This is a genomic window from Brevundimonas sp. M1A4_2e, assembly GCF_053345555.1.
Genome location: NZ_JBKFAI010000005.1, coordinates 65,397 through 80,962, shown reverse-complemented (window position 1 = coordinate 80,962; position 15,566 = coordinate 65,397). Strand labels below are relative to the sequence as shown.

The 15,566-nt window shown below is 68.0% G+C and carries 17 protein-coding genes; 16 read left to right on the top strand and 1 reads right to left on the bottom strand.

The window, feature by feature from the left end; all coding sequences use genetic code 11:
* The first annotated feature begins 36 nt into the window (after positions 1–36).
* The 14 genes from folE (at position 37) to ACLBV5_RS11835 (ending at position 12,221) form a co-directional block, all read left to right on the top strand.
* A complete protein-coding gene (gene folE, locus ACLBV5_RS11900) occupies positions 37–651 on the top strand; it encodes a GTP cyclohydrolase I FolE (protein ID WP_025978333.1) in 615 nt (204 codons plus the stop codon).
* A gap of 199 nt (positions 652–850) precedes the next feature.
* Positions 851–1,294: a biopolymer transporter ExbD gene (locus ACLBV5_RS11895; RefSeq protein ID WP_025978334.1), complete on the top strand. Its 444-nt coding sequence runs from the start codon at positions 851–853 to the stop codon at positions 1,292–1,294.
* A 135-nt stretch (positions 1,295–1,429) separates the two neighbouring features.
* Entirely contained in the window at positions 1,430–3,268 is a 1,839-nt protein-coding gene (locus ACLBV5_RS11890; protein ID WP_447605806.1) for a gamma-glutamyltransferase family protein, read from the top strand.
* Between the two features lie 25 nt (positions 3,269–3,293).
* Positions 3,294–4,082, top strand: a complete 789-nt coding sequence (locus ACLBV5_RS11885) for a hypothetical protein (RefSeq protein ID WP_447605805.1) — start codon at positions 3,294–3,296, stop codon at positions 4,080–4,082.
* Between the two features lie 211 nt (positions 4,083–4,293).
* Positions 4,294–5,151 (top strand): aldo/keto reductase, encoded by an 858-nt coding sequence (locus ACLBV5_RS11880; protein WP_447605804.1) that lies wholly within the window; start codon positions 4,294–4,296, stop codon positions 5,149–5,151.
* Between the two features lie 35 nt (positions 5,152–5,186).
* Positions 5,187–5,435: a helix-turn-helix domain-containing protein gene (locus tag ACLBV5_RS11875; RefSeq protein WP_313632007.1), complete on the top strand. Its 249-nt coding sequence runs from the start codon at positions 5,187–5,189 to the stop codon at positions 5,433–5,435.
* Positions 5,436–5,483: 48 nt separating this feature from the next.
* On the top strand, positions 5,484–7,013 hold the full coding sequence (locus ACLBV5_RS11870) for a UbiD family decarboxylase (RefSeq protein WP_447605803.1): 1,530 nt from the start codon (positions 5,484–5,486) through the stop codon (positions 7,011–7,013).
* A 117-nt stretch (positions 7,014–7,130) separates the two neighbouring features.
* Complete coding sequence (locus tag ACLBV5_RS11865) at positions 7,131–8,912, top strand: M14 family metallopeptidase (RefSeq protein ID WP_447605802.1); 1,782 nt, start codon at positions 7,131–7,133, stop codon at positions 8,910–8,912.
* Entirely contained in the window at positions 8,909–9,310 is a 402-nt protein-coding gene (locus ACLBV5_RS11860) for an MAPEG family protein (protein ID WP_025978341.1), read from the top strand. The genes ACLBV5_RS11865 and ACLBV5_RS11860 overlap by 4 nt, the downstream gene beginning before the upstream one ends.
* A 42-nt stretch (positions 9,311–9,352) precedes the next feature.
* The gene (locus ACLBV5_RS11855) at positions 9,353–10,699 is read left to right on the top strand and encodes a TldD/PmbA family protein (RefSeq protein WP_447605801.1); all 1,347 of its coding nucleotides are present in this window, start codon (positions 9,353–9,355) and stop codon (positions 10,697–10,699) included.
* Positions 10,696–11,505: a 3'(2'),5'-bisphosphate nucleotidase CysQ gene (locus ACLBV5_RS11850; RefSeq protein WP_025978343.1), complete on the top strand. Its 810-nt coding sequence runs from the start codon at positions 10,696–10,698 to the stop codon at positions 11,503–11,505. Before ACLBV5_RS11855 ends, ACLBV5_RS11850 begins: the two co-directional genes overlap by 4 nt.
* A gap of 13 nt (positions 11,506–11,518) precedes the next feature.
* A complete protein-coding gene (locus ACLBV5_RS11845; RefSeq protein ID WP_035302662.1) occupies positions 11,519–11,770 on the top strand; it encodes a DUF4170 domain-containing protein in 252 nt (83 codons plus the stop codon).
* 98 nt (positions 11,771–11,868) lie between these two features.
* Positions 11,869–12,030 (top strand): hypothetical protein, encoded by a 162-nt coding sequence (locus ACLBV5_RS11840; protein WP_167309442.1) that lies wholly within the window; start codon positions 11,869–11,871, stop codon positions 12,028–12,030.
* The gene (locus tag ACLBV5_RS11835; RefSeq protein WP_227157315.1) at positions 12,027–12,221 is read left to right on the top strand and encodes a hypothetical protein; all 195 of its coding nucleotides are present in this window, start codon (positions 12,027–12,029) and stop codon (positions 12,219–12,221) included. The genes ACLBV5_RS11840 and ACLBV5_RS11835 overlap by 4 nt, the downstream gene beginning before the upstream one ends.
* Position 12,222: 1 nt before the next feature.
* Here ACLBV5_RS11835 and ACLBV5_RS11830 read toward each other — a convergent pair whose 3' ends face one another.
* A complete protein-coding gene (locus ACLBV5_RS11830) occupies positions 12,223–12,888 on the bottom strand; it encodes a fused DSP-PTPase phosphatase/NAD kinase-like protein (RefSeq protein ID WP_134580063.1) in 666 nt (221 codons plus the stop codon).
* A gap of 103 nt (positions 12,889–12,991) precedes the next feature.
* On the opposite strand from ACLBV5_RS11830, the gene ACLBV5_RS11825 reads away from it, so the two are divergent.
* Positions 12,992–14,881 (top strand): ABC transporter ATP-binding protein, encoded by a 1,890-nt coding sequence (locus ACLBV5_RS11825; RefSeq protein ID WP_134580061.1) that lies wholly within the window; start codon positions 12,992–12,994, stop codon positions 14,879–14,881.
* On the top strand, positions 14,878–15,564 hold the full coding sequence (locus ACLBV5_RS11820; protein WP_447605800.1) for a lysophospholipid acyltransferase family protein: 687 nt from the start codon (positions 14,878–14,880) through the stop codon (positions 15,562–15,564). Before ACLBV5_RS11825 ends, ACLBV5_RS11820 begins: the two co-directional genes overlap by 4 nt.
* Positions 15,565–15,566 lie beyond the last annotated feature (2 nt).

The following is a 15,566-nucleotide window of genomic DNA, read 5'->3' as shown; positions in this document are numbered from 1 at the left end:
TCTGAACAGGCGCTCTCGCCGCCGCCGGATCGTTTCATGAGCAGCACCCCCGCCAAGCCCGTCCTCGTCGCCAATGAGGCGCCCCAGCGCCCCAGCCGCGAGCAGGCTCTGGAAGCCGTGCGCACCCTGATCGCCTGGGCCGGCGACAACCCCGACCGCCCCGGCCTGCTGGACACGCCCAAGCGGGTGGTCGACGCCTATGGCGAGTGGTTCGACGGGTATGACGCCGATGCGGGCAAGGAGTTGTCGCGCACCTTCGAGGACGTGACGGGCTATGACGACATGGTCATCCTGCGCGACATCGAGGTCGAGAGCCACTGCGAGCACCACCTGGCCCCCTTCCTGGGCAAGGCCTACGTCGCCTATCTGCCGGGCGAGAAGGTGGTGGGCATCTCCAAGCTGGCGCGCGTGGTCGAGATCTTCGCCCGCCGTCTCCAGAACCAGGAGACCCTGACCAACGACATCATCGACGCCATCGAATCGCACCTGCAGCCGCGCGGCGTGGCCGTCATGGTCGATGCGGCGCACCAGTGCATGACGACGCGCGGCGTGCACCACCGCCACGTCTCGACCATCACCACCCGCTTCACCGGCGCCTTCAAGGCCGACCCGGCCCTGGCCGAGCGATTCCTCAAACTGGCCCGGGGCTGAGCCGCAAACGGCTGTGATACGGGGCTGAATTGATCGCGGCCAAGGCGGGCTTACGCCGAATTCGCAATCTTATTCCCCCAGCGGCGTCATTTCCTCGCATTCAACGGCTTTACAAGCTCGCTTGAGGACGCCAAGAGACGAGCGAGACTTTCAGTTTGGCCCGCCGGAGGGTGCGGGTCTTGATAGAGACGAGGGCGTAATGGGCGCGAGACTTTCTTCGGGCGGCGGCGGCGGCAGCGGCAAGCTGGCGGCACAGAACGCGGACATCAACGTCACGCCGTTCGTGGACATCATGCTGGTGCTGCTGATCATCTTCATGGTCGCGGCCCCGATGGCCACCGTGTCGATCCGTCTGGACCTGCCGCCGGCGACGCCGCCGGCCGACAACGCCGAGCCCAAGGAACCGGTGTACATCACCATCCAGGAATCCGGCTCGCTGTTCATCGCTGAACAGGAAACCACGCTGGCCAAGCTGGCCGGCGACGTCTGCGCCGCCCAAGGCGCCGTGGCCGACTGCCGTGAGGAGCGCGTCTTCGTCCGCGCCCAGCCGGAAGTGAAGTACAATCAGTTCATGGAAGTCATGAACACCCTGCAGGAAAACGGCTACTTCAAGGTCGGTCTGCTGAACGAAGACATCACCTGATCGGGTCTTCCAGTTGAACATCGAAAGGGTCGCCTTCGGGCGGCCCTTTTTCTTTGCGGCAAGCCTATCTGCGGCTTGCGCCCTGCCCCTGTTCCGGCCTCAATGCGCGCGTCGAACGAGGGGGAGTACAACATCATGCGTCGCCGCACTTTTCTGTCGGCCCTGCCGGCCGGAGCCCTGATGGCGGGCGCCGCCCGCGCCCAGCAGGCGCCCGCCGCTGCGCCGGTCGCCAATCCGGCTTCGGTCCAGCCCGCGCCGACGCCCGACCCTTACGCCGGCGTCGGCATCGGCGACCGCATCACCGGGCCGCGTTTCGTCGGCCGTTCGACCGTCTGGGGCGCCAACGGCGCCGCCGCCACGGCCCATCCGGCCGCGACGATGATCGGCCTGGACACTCTGCGGCGAGGCGGCTCGGCCATCGACGCGGCCATCGCCATCAACGCCGCCCTGGGCTTTCTGGAGCCGACCGCCAATGGCATCGGCGGCGACGCCTTCTGCCTGATGTGGGACCCGGCCCAGAAGAAGGTCGTCGGCTTCAACGGTTCAGGCGCCAGCCCGCGCGGCCTGTCGCTGGAGACCGCGCGATCCAAGGCCGGGCCGGACGGCTACCTGCCGCGCTACGGCGCCGTTACGGTCAATGTTCCCGGCACGGTCGACGCCTGGTGGAGCGCGCACCAGCGCTACGGCAAGCTGCCGTGGAAGGACGTCCTGCTGCCCGTCGCCGAACTGTGCGAGCAGGGCGTGCCCGTGCCGCAGGTCGTGGCCTACTACCTCGAACGCAACATGGCCGGCTTCGACCGCAGCGCCGCGACGATCGAGGAAAACGACAACCGCAGGAAGGTCTGGCTGACCGGGGGCCGCACGCCCAAGACCGGCGAGGTCTTCGCCAACCCCGACCTGGGCCGCACCTACCGCATGATCGCCGAGGGCGGGCGCGACGCCTTCTATGACGGGGTGATCGCCGACCACATCGAGCGCTATTTCAAGCGCATCGGCGGCTGGATGACCCGCGCCGACCTGGCCGCCCACCGCACCGAATGGGTCGAGCCGCTGATGACCACCTATCGCGGGGTCGAGGTCTATTCGCTCGGCCCGAACACTCAAGGCCTGTCGACCAATCAGATCCTGAACATCTGCGAACAGTTCGACCTGAAGGCCATGGGCTTCCAGTCCGCCGCCTCGATCCACGTCCAGGCCGAGGCCAAGCGCCTGGCGTTCGAGGACCGCGCCCGCTACTTCGCCGATGAGCGCTTCGCCAAGGCCCCGACCGCCTGGTTGAACTCCAAGGCCTACGCCGCCGAGCGGGCCAAGCAGATCAACCCGAACCGCGTGATGGACCGCGTCTTCCCCGGCGACGCCCCGACGCAGGGCGACACCACCTACTTCAGCGTCGCCGACAGCGACGGGATGATGGTCAGCTGGATCCAGTCCAACTATCGCGGCATGGGCGGCGGCCTGGTCGCCGACGGTCCCGACGGCCGAACGCTGGGCTTCATGTTCCAGAATCGCGGAGAACTGTTCGCCCTGACCGACGGCCACCCCAACGTCTATGCGCCGGGCAAGCGCCCCTTCCACACCATCATCCCCGGCTTCGCCTGCAAGGACGGAGAGCCGTGGCTGGCCTATGGCGTCATGGGCGGCGGGATGCAGCCCCAAGGGCAGGCCCAGATCATCATCAACATGGTCGACTACGGCCTGGACCCGCAAGAAGCCGGCGACAGCCCGCGCTGGCAGCACTACGGCTCGTCCGAACCGACCGGCCAGCCCGCCGAGGGCGTCGGCAAGCTGCATCTGGAATCCGGCGTGCCGGAGGCCACCAAGCGGCAGTTGACCGCCATGGGCTGGGATCTCGGCCCGCCCGACGGCGGCTTCGGCGGCTATCAGAACGTGATGAAGCAGATCAACGAACAGGGCCGCTGGACCTACGGCGCCGCCACCGAAATGCGCAAGGACGGCAACGCCCTGGCCTATTGATCAGCGCCCACATGAGGAAGACGCCATGATCGCGACTTTGCTAGCCGCCGCCGCCCTTGCTGCGCCTTCCGCCTGTGCGCCCATTCCCGGCGTCGAGGCCCTGTGGAAGGACGAGATCCGTTACGTCGTCATCGGCGAGATGCACGGCACCACCGAGACCCCCGCCGCCTTCGCCGATCTGGTCTGCGCGGCGCGGGACAAGGGGCCGGTGACGGTCGCGCTCGAATTCTCAGAAGGCATGCAGCCGATGCTGGACGCCTTCATGGCGGCCGAAACCGAGCAGGCCGCACGCGCGATCCTGGCCGCCTATCCGCATGGTCCCTTCGTCCACCACGACGGGCGCGGCAGCGTCGCCATGCTGGACCTGCTGCTGCGCCTGCGGGCGATGAAACGTGAGACGCCTAGCCTCAAGGTCGTCGCCTTTGCGCCCGACAGCCCGCGCGTTCAGGGCTTCAGCCAGTCCTATTACGACCTGGACATGGCCCACCGACTGGCGACCGCCGCCCGCAAGGCGCCCGATAGCCGGATGCTGGTTCTGGTCGGCAACATCCACGCGCAACGGAAACCGATCGAGCGCATGAACCTGATTCCGGCCGTCGTGCACCTGCCGCCTGCCGAGGTCCTGAGCCTCTACGTCGTTCAGCAGGGCGGAACATCCTGGAACTGCCGCCGCGACGGCTGCGGCCCCGCCCCCTTGCCTGTGTCTTACGACGCGGCTGTACGGGGTGTGATCGTCCAGCCGTACGAGAACGGCGCCTTCGACGGCGTCCTTGCTCTGGGCCCAACCACCGCCGCCGAACCCGCCAAGCCTTGACCTGACGCGGCGCCGATCGCCTAGACGGTTAGCCCGCCCTGATCAGCCTCCACGCCCCCAAGGGACTTCGGCGCGCGTCGCATCGGCCACGAGGGCGCCTTTTCCGCGAGGGGATGGAGCCGCTGCAGGACCGGATTTTCCACTGGCTGGACAATGGCGACGCCCGAGCCGGCGCCTATATCGAAGGCTCCTGAATCTCGCGGAGCCTCCCATGCCCTATTCCAACCAGCCGACCGTCACCGCCTCGGGCGTGGAGATTCCGCTGCTGGGCTTCGGCACCTGGCAACTGGAGCCCGACGACGCCCGCCGCATGGTGCGCGAGGCCCTGCGCATCGGCTATCGCCACATCGACACCGCCTGGATCTACAAGAACGAGAAGACGGTCGGCGACGGCATCGCCGACGCCGTGGCCGAAGGGATCGTCACGCGCGACGACATCTTCGTCACCACCAAGATCTGGGTCGAGCATTTCCATCGCGACGCCCTGCTGCGTCAGGCCGAGGAATCGGCGCTCAGCTTGGGCCTGACGCCGGACCTGCTGTTGCTGCACTGGCCCAAGCCGACGCCGGCGCTGGAGGAAACCATCGGCGCCCTGAACGAGGCGCAGGAGAAGGGATTCGCCAAGAACATTGGCCTGTCCAACTTCCCTTCGGCCCTATTCCGCCAAGCGGCCGCCCTGTCGACGGCGCCGCTGATCACCAACCAGGTCGAGTATCACCCCTATCTGTCGCAGAAGACGCTGATCGCGACCGCGCGCGAGCTCGGCTCGTCCGTCACCGCCTGGTCGCCCCTGGCTCAGGGCAAGATCGCCGACGACGCCGTGATCGGCGAGATTGCTCGCGCCCACGGCAAGACCAACGGCCAGGTCACGCTGCGCTGGATCATCCAGCAGGGCGTGATCGCCATTCCGCGCACCGCCAAGGAAACCCGCGCCGCCGAGAATTTCGACATCTTCGACTTCGCGCTGTCGGCGGAGGAAATGGCGCGCATCCACGCCCTGGCCTGTCCCGACGGTCGCCTGGGCGACTGGCTGGACGCCGCCTTCCAATGGGATAAGGATGCCGTCTGACGGGACCGCCTGATCAGGGCGTCGGGAGGCGAAGGATGGGTTCGGTTCTGGGGTTCCCTAACATTGACCCGATCGACGCCGTCATCGGCGCCCGTATTCGGCGCTGGCGGGATCAGCGGGGCGTCGCATCGTCCGATCTCGCCGCCGCCCTGAACCTGACGCCCGAGGCCCTGCGACGGGTCGAGGCGGGCCGCCAGCATCTGGATTCCGCCGGCATCGAAGCCGCCACCCGCGCTCTGCGCCTGCCGGTGTGGGCGCTGGTGTCCGACGTCCCGGCCTATTGACGCGCGCATGGCGTGACAGACGGGCGATTGCCGCCTAAGCGTCAGCGCATGGCCTACAAGTCCCTGCGCGATTTTCTTGCGACCCTCGAAGCCGACGGCGAACTGGTCCGCGTGTCGGAGCCCGTCTCCACCACCCTGGAGATGACCGAGATCCAGACACGGCTGCTGCGCAACGGCGGCCCGGCGGTGCTTTTTGAGAAGCCGGTCATGCCCGACGGTTCGATCAGCCCCATCCCCTGCCTGGCCAATCTGTTCGGCACGGTGAAGCGGGTCGCCATGGGCGTGACGCTGGAGGGCAAGCAACGCACCACGGTGGGCGAGCTGCGCGAAGTCGGCGAGCTGCTGGCCTTCCTGCGCAACCCGACGCCGCCGCGCGGATTCTCCGACGCGATGGAGATGCTGCCCCTGGCCCAGACCGTCATGTCCATGCGGCCCAAGACGGTGAAGAAGGCTCCGGTGCAGGAGGTGGTGCTGAAAGGCGATCAGATCGACCTGACCGCCCTGCCCATTCAGGGCTGCTGGCCCGGCGAGCCCGCGCCGCTGATCACCTGGGGTCTGGTCGTCACCAAGGGGCCGTCGGACGACCGCGAGGACGACTTCAACCTGGGCATCTATCGGATGCAGGTGCTTGGCAAGGACAAGGCGATCATGCGCTGGCTGGCCCATCGCGGCGGGGCCCAGCACTACGCCCGGCACAAGAAGGCGGGCAAGCGGGAGCCCCTGCCCTGCGCCGTGGTTCTGGGCGCCGATCCGGGGACCATCCTGGCCGCCGTGACCCCGGTGCCGGACACCCTGTCGGAGTATCAGTTCGCCGGCCTGATGCGCGGCTCCAAGGCCGAGCTGGTCCCATGCAAGACCGTGCCGCTGATGGTGCCGGCCAACGCCGAGATCGTGCTGGAAGGCCACGTCCTGCTGGACGAGTTCGAGGACGAAGGCCCCTACGGCGACCACACCGGCTACTACAACTCGGTCGAGAAGTTCCCGGTCTTCCAGGTGACGGCCATCACCATGCGCAAAGACCCCATCTATCTGACCACCTTCACCGGCCGCCCGCCGGACGAGCCGTCCGTGCTGGGCGAGGCGCTGAACGAGGTCTTCATCCCCCTGATCCGTCAGCAGTTCCCCGAGATCACCGACTTCTGGCTGCCGCCCGAGGGGTGCAGCTATCGCATCGCCGTGGTGTCGATGAAGAAAGCCTATCCGGGCCACGCCAAGCGCGTGATGATGGGCTGCTGGAGCTATCTGCGCCAGTTCATGTACACCAAGTGGATCATCGTCGTGGACGACGACATCAACGCCCGCGACTGGAAGGACGTCATGTGGGCCGTCTCGACCAAGATGGACCCGGCGCGCGACATCACCGTCATCGAGAACACCCCGATCGACTATCTGGACTTCGCCAGCCCCGAGAGCGGCCTGGGCTCCAAGATCGGTCTGGACGCCACCGACAAGTGGGAGCCCGAGACCAAGCGCGAATGGGGCGAGGAGATCCGCATGGACGAGGCCGTGGTCGAGCGGATCAACGACATCTGGGATCGCCTGGGTCTGCCGGGCGACAAGAGTCCGATCTGGAAATAGCTGACTTCTCCCGTTGGGAGGGGGCTGAAAGCTTGCCTCATCGGACCATTCGGCCCACCAAAGCGCATGCGCTCCTGTCTGCTGTTCGCCGCCGCCCTTCTGCTTGCGAGTCCCGCCATGTCCCAGACGCCCCCATCGGCCCTGCCCAATGTCGCGCCGTGGGATCAGGCCTTCCTTCCGCCTGCGCCTGCCTGGAACGGCCCTAGCCGCGCCCTGTTGCGGGACGCCGCCGACCCGTGGGTCACGGGCTTCGAGGCCGATGCGGCGCATGACTTCTCGCCGACCTACGCCGACACCCGCGCTTGGTTCGACAAGCTGGACGCCGCCAGCGACCTGATCCGCATCGAACAGTTCGGAACCTCGCCGGAGGGGCGCCCGATCTACGCCGTGATCGCCTCCAAGGACGGCGCGACCTTCGATCCGAACAAGCCCGTCCTACTGGCCCAGGCCGGGATCCATCCCGGCGAGATCGACGGCAAGGACGCGGGCATGATGCTGCTGCGCGACATCGCCTTTTACGGCAAGGACGGCTTGCTGGACCGGGCCAACCTGATCCTGATCCCCATCCTGAGCGTCGACGGCCATGAGCGCACCGGCCCGTATTCCCGCCCCAACCAGCGCGGGCCGCGCAATCAGGGCTGGCGCCACACGGCGACGAACCAGAACCTGAACCGCGACTTCATGAAGCTGGATCAGGCCGAGATGCAGGCCGTCATGGGCCTGATCCACAAGTACAAGCCGGACCTCTACGTCGATATCCACGTCACCGACGGCATCGATTATCAATACGACGTCACCTTCGGCTACAACGGCGAGGACGGCGTCTGGAGCCGCAGCCCGGCCATCGCCTCATGGCTGGACGCCGCCTTCAAGCCCGTCATGTACGAGGCGCTGGAGGCTCAAGGGCACATCCCCGGCGAACTGATCTTCGCCATCGACGACCGCGATCCCAAGAAGGGCCTGAACGACGGCGGTCTGGGCGAGCGCTTCTCCAACGGCTGGGGCTCGGCGGCCCACATCCCGACCATATTGATCGAGAACCACAGCCTGAAGCCGCACGAACAGCGGGTGCTGGGAACCTACGTCTTCCTCGAACAGGCGCTGAAGCTGCTCGCTGAAAAGTCCGGCGACCTGCGCGCCGCCATCGCCGCCGACTGCGCCCTGCGCCCCGCCGAACTGCCCGCCAACTTCGCCAGCGACGAGACGCCCTCGCGCACCCGCCCCTTCAAGGGCATCCGCTATGAGACGTTCGACAGCGTCGCCTCGGGCCGCCCCGAGATCCGCTGGCTGGGCCAGCCGGACGCCGAACTTTGGCAGATGCCCTTCTACGGTTCGCACCCGACTCTGACGCTGAAGCGGCCGAGCGCCTATTGGGTGCCGTCCTATCGTCAGGACGTGATCGAGCGCCTGCGCACCCACGGCGTGCAGATGGAGACGCTGGACGCCCCGCGCACCGTCGCCGTCGACATGCTGCGCCTAGTCGATCCCAAGGTGTCGGGCCGCACCAACGAAGGCCATGTGCCGATCTCGGTCAGCGACGTCCGGGCGGAGGCCCACGAGTGGACCTTCCCTGTCGGCTCCGTGCGCGTGCCGACCGATCAGCCGATGGGCGACGTCGCCATCCTGCTGCTGGAGCCGCAGTCGAACGAGAGCTTCTTCGCCTGGGGCATGTTCCCCGAGGTGCTGAACCGCGTCGAATACATCGAGGCCTACGCCATCGCCCCGCTGGCCGAAAAGATGCTGGCCGCCGATCCGGCGCTGAAGGCCGCGTTCGAGGCGAAACTAGCGGCCGACCCCGCCTTCGCCGCCGACGGCGATGCGCGCCTGGCCTGGTTCTATGAGCGCACGCCCTTCTACGACCAGCGCTATCGCCTCTATCCGGTGGGGCGTGAGAAGTGAGCCTGATCCCGACCATTCAAGCGGCCGCCCTGTGGGGCGGACTGCTGATCCTCTTGCTGCTGGTCCTGTCGGGCGTGGTGGTGAACCGGCGGCGCAAACATCTGGTCGAGTTCGGCGACGGCGGCGTGCGCGAACTGGTCTGCGCCACCCGCGCCTTTTCCAATGCGGCCGAATACATCCCCGCCGGCATGTGCGGCCTGATCCTGCTGGCCTTCCTCGGCGCCCCGGCCCTGTTGATCCATGCGGTCGGCGGGATGCTGTTCGCCGGGCGGGTGATTCATGCGCTGGGCCTGCTGTTCCAGGAAGGGCCGTCGCTGGGCCGTTCGGTCGGCATGATCCTGACCTGGCTGGCCCTGCTGGTGGCCGCGGTCAGCCTGATCGCCTGGTCCATTCTCTAGTCTGGCTGTTGCGGGCGCGGGTTCCGTCCGCCATATCGGGGCATGTCCGATAAGACGCCCTCCCCCGACATCCTGAACGATCTGATCTCCGCCGCGCTGAAGGCCGGCGCCGATGCGGCCGAGGCCGTGTCCGCCCATCGCGCTTCCCTGTCCGTCGGCGTGCGCAACGGCGCGCTGGAAGACGTGGAGCGTGAAGAAGCCCGCGACCTGGGCCTGCGCGTCTTCATCGGGCGGCGTCAGGCGACGGTGTCCGCCTCTGACCTGTCCGACGCCACCCGCGCCCGTCTGGTCGAGCGCGCCGTGGCCATGGCGAAGCTGGCGCCGGAAGATCCCTACGCCTCGCTCGCGCCGCAGGATCGGCTGGCCGCCGCGCCCCATGCCGATCTCGACCTCTATGATCCCGCCGAACGCTCGGCCGAAGCGCTCGAAGCGGCCGCCGCCGAAGCCGAGGCCGCGGCTCTGGCCGTATCCGGCGTGTCCAAGTCGGAAGGCGGCCACGCCTCATGGTCCGCCAGCGAGTGGCGCCTCGTCACCTCGCACGGCTTCGACGGCCGCCATCGCGGCAGCGCCTTCTCTCTGGGCGTCGGCGTCATCGCCGAGAAGGACGGCGCCATGGAGCGTGGCGGCGAAAGCCGCGCCGTCCGCCACCTGTCCGACCTGCCGGACGCCGCCTCCATCGGCCTGAAGGCGGGCGAGCGCGCCGTCGCCCGCGTCGGCCCGCGCAAGATCGCCTCGACCACCGCCCCCGTCATCTTCGAGAACCGCGTCGCCACCCAGGTGCTGTCGCCGCTGCTGAGCGCCATCTCCGGCCCGTCGATCGCTCGCGGCAGCTCCTTCCTGAAGGACAAGCTGAACCAGAGCGTGCTGCCGAGCGGCGTCGATCTGATCGACGACCCGTTCCGCCCGCGCGGCCTCGGCTCCACCCCCTTCGACGACGAGGGCGTGGCCGTCGAACGGCGCGAGATCGTCAGGGACGGCGTGCTGACCACCTGGCTGCTGAACACGGCCTCGGCGGCCCAGCTGGGGCTGCAGACCACCGGCCACGCCTCGCGCGGGCTGGCGGGGCCGTCGGGCGTCTCGACCCACAACCTGCATCTGACGCCGGGCGAAGGCGATCTGGAAGCCCTGATGGCCCAGGCCGGGACCGGCCTGCTGATCACCTCCATGTTCGGCCCCTCGCTGAACGGCAACACGGGCGACTGGTCGGCCGGGGTCTCGGGTTTCTGGTTCGAGAACGGCCAGCGCGCCTATCCGGTCAGCGAAGTCACCGTGGCGGGCAATCTGATCGACCTCTACGCCCGGCTGCAGCGCGCGGGAGACCTGGAGTTCCGCAGCGCGTTCAACAGCCCCTCCCTGCTGTTCGACAAGGTGGCGATCGCAGGCAAATGAGCGACGCTTCTTCAGCGCTCTGGGCCGCCGACCTCGCCCTGATCCGCGACGCGGCGCTGGCCGCAGGCCGGCTGGCGCTCGAACACCGCGAGGCCGGGCTGAAGGTCTGGTCCAAGGACGGCGGCTCGCCCGTCACCAGCGCCGATCTGGCGGTGGATCAGCTGCTGCGCGACACGCTCCTGACCGCCCGGCCCGACTACGGCTGGCTGTCCGAGGAGACGGCCGACAGCACGGAACGCCTGTCGAAGAAGCGCATCTTCGTGGTCGACCCGATCGACGGCACGGTCGCCTTCATGAAGAACAAGCCGTGGTGGTGCGTGCCCATCGCCGTGGTCGAGGACGGCCGCCCGGTCGCCGCCGTCATCCACGCCCCGATGATGGACGAGCTGTTCGAGGCGACGCTGGGCGGCGGCGCGCGCCTGAAGGGACGGCCGATCAGCGCGTCCGACACCGACGACCTGGAGGACGCCGAGCTTCTGGCCGACGCCCGGCTGATGGAGGCGCGCGAATGGGACGAGCCGTGGCCGCCGATGCGCTTTTCCAAACGCAACGCCCTGGCCTATCGCATGGCCCTGGTGGCGGCGGGGGCCTTTGATGCGGCCATCGCCATCAGCCCCAAATGGGACTGGGACGTCTGCGCGGGCGCCCTGATCGCCGAAGAGGCCGGGGCGAAGGTCAGCGACCACATGGGCCGTCCCTGGCGCTTTAATCGCCCTGATCCGCGTCAAACCAGCCTGATATGCGCCGCACCGGCCCTTCACCCGTTGATCGTAAGGCGCACAGCGCCTATCCCGCTGGCCATCTGACATTCCTCCCGCAATGGACCCCCTCTCCATGGCCGACTCTCACGATCCCCAACTGCTTCACCTCGTCATCGGCGGCGAGATGCGCCACCCGGCCGAGCCGGTCTTCCGCGATCTGTCCCAGGTCGAGTTCGTCGGCGCCTTCGGCAACTATGAAGAAGCCAAGAAGGCGTGGAAGGCCCGCGCCCAGGCGACCGTCGACAACGCCCACATGCGCTATTTCATCCTCCACGCGCACAAGCTGATCGACCCGCGCAGCGACGTCTGATCCAGCGCTCAGGGCGTCATCACGCCGCTGTTCCGGAACCGTCGAGGCGGCTGATGCGCTTTCGAGTCAGTCGCCTTTGTTCTTGAACAGGATTTCCCATGCTGCCGACGATCATTGTGCTGCTGCTGGTCGTGGTCGCTGTCGCGGCGATCGTCTGGGTCGTGCGTAGGGGCCCCAAGCACGTCCCCCGTCCCGGCGAGGATCAGGACACCGCCTGGAACGACCCCATCACCCCGGCTGATCGAGACCCTCGACCTTGACCTTTTTCGGCCAGACGCTGGACGGCCAGCAGATTTTCAGCCTGGTCTCCATGCTCGCCGTGTTGGCGCTTTGCATGGTCACCTTGCGGCGCCGCATCGAACACGACCGTCAAATGAAACGGTGGAAAAAAGAGCAGTCCGTGCGTCAGGCTCCGTCTCGCGGCCCCGAGCCCGGCGGCCCGTGGGGCTGAGCTATTCCCGTTTCAGCAGGCGATCCACCACCAGCTTGCCCCACCAGCCGGCCTTGAACTCGGCCCGAATGGCCTTGGGATCATAGGCTTCGCTTTCGACCCAGTCCTCGAAGCTGACGCCCGTGGGTTCAACCTCGGCGACATATTTCTCCAGAGTATAATCCAACACTCCGGTCAGCCCCTCACGGCTGTGCAGGGTGCGCTTGCCCAGTTCCTCCATCGCCTCAGAGATCGGCTCGCCTAGACGGAAGTGCCGATAGAAAACCGCCATCATCCCCGCGCGATCCGCGCCCGACTTGCAATGGATCAGGGCCGGATACTCGATCGTCTGGAACAGGGCCTTGGCCCGGCGCACCCGGTCCTTGCCCGGCGGATCGCGCGAATCCAGCGGCGCGTCGATCAGCGTCAGCCCCAGCTTGTCGCAGGCGTCCTTCTCCAGCCAGTAATAGGCCTCGTCCCTCTGGCCGCGCAGGTTGACGACGGTCTTGATCCCCTGCCGTTTCCAGAAGGCCAGCTGTCGCGGCGAGGGCTGGTTGGTCCGCACCAGGTCCGGCCCCAGCCAGTGGGCGTTGGTGAAGGCCGTGCGCAGGAAGGCGTGATCGGCCCAGAAATAGGACCAATGCGCCTTGAAACGGCCGAACGGCGTAGTCAGATCGAAGCGCCCCATGGCGGCGAGATAGCGCCGTTTGCACCCCGCGTCACCCGTCCGGCGGCGCCTCTCTCGTTCGCGGCCGCTTGACTTGCCGCCTCAGCCGTTCGACCGAAGGCCGATGACCGTTCCCGCCCCCCAACTCGACGCCCGCGAGCCGCTGCGCCCCCTGCTCGCCCGCATCTGGCGGGACTATCTGTCCCAGCACAAGCCGGCCTTCTTCGCCTCCTTGCTATGCGCCGCCGTCTCGGGCGGGCTGACCGCCGTGCTGCTGAAATTCCTAGAGCCGGCCATCGACCTGCTGTTCGGCCGGCACGAGGGGCCGGTGACCGTCTGGGGCGTGGTGACGCTGCCGGCCGACAAGGTGCTGATCGTCATCCCCCTGTTCATCGTCGTGGCGGCGGTGATCCGCTCCCTGGCCATGGCCGGCCAGTCCGCCCTGGTGAACCGTCTGGGCCACGGCATCGTCGGCGACATCCAGAAGCAGTTGTTCTCGGGCATGATCCGGGCCGACCTGTCGCGCCTGCGCAGCCAGCATTCGGGGACCTTCGTCTCCTCCGTCCTGTTCGACGCCAATCTGGTGCGCGAGGCCTTCACCTCGGGCGTGGTCAACTACACCCAGAACGCCCTGATGCTGCTGGGCGTCATCGTCGCCATGGGCTTCATCGACCTGCCGCTGACGCTGATCGTCCTTCTGGGCGTGCCGCTGGTCAGCTGGATCATCCGCCGCTTCGGCAAGAAGTCGCGCAAGGCCGCGCGCGGCGCCATGGCCGAGACCGAGGCCCTGTCCAGCGCCCTGATGGAGAACCTGGACGGGGTGCGCGTCATCAAGATCGAGAACCGCGAAGCCGCCGAGGAAGCCCGCGTCGCCGCCGTCATCGACCGCCGCCAGCGCCATGTCATCAAGGGGGCCGACAGCCGCGCCTTCGCCGGCCCGGCCAGCGACATCGTCGCCTACGCCATCGTCGCCGCCGTCATGGCCTATGCCGGCTGGCGCGCCGGCCAGGGCGAGATGACCGTCGGCGCCTTCGCCTCCTTCATCGGCATGCTGCTGTTCGCCGGCCAGGCCCTGCGCCAGGTGACTAATCTCAGCACCGTGCTGAGCGAGGGCCTGACCGCCGCTCGCCGCCTGTTCGCCGCCCTGGACATCGAGCCCGAGATCCGCGAGGCGGCCGACGCCGTCGAACTGCCCCCCGGCCCGGCGACCGTGGCTCTGGAAGACGTCTCCTTCGCCTATCACGCGGGCGAAGAGGGCGCGGCCCCCACCCTGTCGGACGTCAGTCTGCATGTCGCGCCGGGCGAGACCATCGCCCTGGTCGGCCCCTCGGGCGGCGGCAAGTCGACCATCCTCAGCCTCCTGCCGCGCTTCTACGACGTGACCTCGGGCCGGGTGACGATCAACGGCCGCGACGTGCGCGAGCTGAGCCTGGCGTCCTTGCGCGACCACATCGGCCTGGTGACGCAGGAGCCCTTCCTGTTCGACGACACCATCGCCGCCAACATCGCCTATGGCGGCCAGGGCGCGACCGCCGAACAGATCATCGAGGCCGCCCGCGCCGCCGCGGCCCACGACTTCATCGCCGCCCTGCCCGAAGGCTACGCCACGCGCGTCGGCGAGGCGGGCCTGCGCCTGTCGGGCGGCCAGCGCCAGCGCATCGCCATCGCCCGCGCCTTCCTCAAGGACGCGCCCATACTGCTGCTGGACGAGGCCACCAGCGCGCTGGACACCCAGAGCGAGGCCATGGTGCAGGCGGCGCTGGAACGGCTGATGGACGGCCGCGCCACCCTGATGATCGCCCACCGTCTGTCGACGGTGAAGAACGCCGACCGCATCTACGTCATCGACGGCGGCCGCGTCGTCGAGGAAGGAACCCACGACGCCCTGGTGGCGCGCGGTGGCCTCTATGCCCGGCTGGCGCGGCAGCAGTCGCTGGACAGCGACCCGGAGGCCTTGCCCGGGTTCGACACCCTGCCGCCTCTGGCCGAACTGCCTGACGAGACGGGCGCATGAGACCGCTGCGCAACCCGGTCATCCAGAACGCCGCCGCCTGGCTTTTGTCCGAGTGGATGCGGTTCTGCTACGCCACCACACGCTGGACGCATGAGAACCAACATCTCGCCGAAGAGGTCTGGGCCGACGGCGGCGGCGTGCTGTGCGCCTTCTGGCATTCGCGCCTCGCCCTGGCTCCGGTCTGCTGGCCCATGAAGCGGGCGCAGCAGGTCAAGGGGCTGGTTTCGCTGAGCGCCGATGGCGAGTTCTTCGCCAAGGCCGTAGGTCGCCTGGGCATTCCCGCCGTGCGGGGCTCTTCCTCCAACAAGGACAAGATCAAACAGTCCAAGGGCGGCGCCCAGGCCCTGCGCGACGGCCTGAAACAGCTGAAAATCGGCGGCCTGGCTATCACGCCAGACGGTCCGCGCGGCCCGGCGCGCCAGATGGCCGAAGGCCTGCCGCTGATGGCCAAGATGTCCGGCGCCCCGGTCCTGTTCATCGGCCTGTCGTGCAAGCCGGCGATGCGACTGAACAGCTGGGACAAGGCGGTCCTGCCCCTGCCGTTCGGACGGGGCGCCATTGTCTGGGACAAGGCCTGGTATCCTCAAGGCGCCGACCTGGCCGAGGTCGCCGCCGAATGGACCGCGCGCCTGACCGCCGTCGAGGCGCGCGCCGACGCCATCACCGGTCTGGAGCGCGTCTGAAC